Genomic DNA, 1,344 nt, shown 5'->3' with positions numbered 1-1,344 from the left:
GCTACTGGGGGGCACGTTTGGTATAACTTAAGTCAGGCAGAACGAGACGGTGAAGATTTTATTCTAAATGCTGAGAAGTCATTTACTACAAGTGGAGGACAAGCGGATTTTTATGTCGTACAAACCCGTACCGCAAATAGTGACGACCCGAGTGATCATAGTTTTTTTATTGTGAATGGTCATGATGAAGGGATAAGAGCAAAACCTTGGAAAGCATTAGGTGTACGCGGAAATCATAGTGGACCACTTACGTTTAAAGATGTGAAAGTAAGTCATCGAGATTTATTGAACGCTGCTAGCGGAGATATATTGAATGGCACCGGTACTGTCCTCGGTTTAAGCGCAGTATGGCTTGGTGTGGCGCAAGGTGCTCTAGATGCCGCGGTAGCACATGTAACAAAAACGATTCATAAAGGTTTCAACAAAAGCCTAGCTGAATATCAAGTAATTCGTCAAAAATTGGCTGAGATTAAAATTCAAATTACAGGACTAAGAGCTTGGCAACTTGATTTAGCTAGACATTATGATGAATTACTTGAGACTAACCAACCGTTAACTCAACTTAATACTGAGGTAACAGAACTTAAAGTTCAATCCACAGAATTAGCAGATTCTGCAGCTCGGGTTGCAATGGATGTAGCAGGTGGTTTTGGTTACATCGAGGGGGTTTTTGAACGAATTTACCGCGATGCTAGAGGTGGAATCCCGATGGCTCCTTCAAATAATTTGGCCCGCGAACAAATAGGTAGGGAGTTAGTTAATTTACCACTTGAGCTGTGGGGAGATGGAAAATAAATTAAAAAATTTGGTAGAAAGAATATGTATTCTAATAGTAGAAAAATCTGCTATTTGGATAGATTTATTTCTTTATGTTTTAACAACTACTAAATTTGGAATTTAATATTTTGTTTACTGGATAACCAGAGACAGTTTCTAAATACGGAATTCGTCTCTGGTTTTTGTTTATTTTCTTCCCCAAATTTGCAAATAGTTTGGCGGATGAAAGCTTTATACCAACATAAAACCATTTATTAATGGCCAGATGAACAACATTTGTTTTGTAATAATTATCTAAAGAATTGGAGGAGCGATAATGGCAAAAGTCCTTGATCGAGTTTATACAGTGAAAGAAGAAATGATCAATGTTCGAAATAAAATTGAAGCTAAGTCAATTGCTTTTGATTATGACGGTGTAGAAATTCTGAAAAATATAGACCTAACGATTAAAGAAGGGGAATTTGTCGTCTTTATGGGTCCYAGTGGTTCTGGAAAAAGTACTCTTCTTCGCTTATTAACAGGGTTAGCTCAACCAAAGAAGGGTGAAATACTTGTCAACGGACATTC

General features: G+C 37.5%; 2 protein-coding genes. Both read left to right on the top strand.

The genetic code is table 11. The annotated features are described in order from the left end of the window. On the top strand, positions 1-795 hold a 795-nt coding region (locus tag AC1DUW_RS29095), incomplete at its 5' end, for an acyl-CoA dehydrogenase family protein (protein WP_477644222.1). A 298-nt stretch (positions 796-1,093) separates the two neighbouring features. After that, on the top strand, positions 1,094-1,344 hold a 251-nt coding region (locus AC1DUW_RS29090; RefSeq protein WP_477644221.1), incomplete at its 3' end, for an ATP-binding cassette domain-containing protein.

This window comes from Peribacillus sp. P4_C12, from assembly GCF_056402095.1.
Note: the sequence above shows the minus strand (reverse complement) of the source record. Positions and strands in the feature narration are given on the sequence as shown.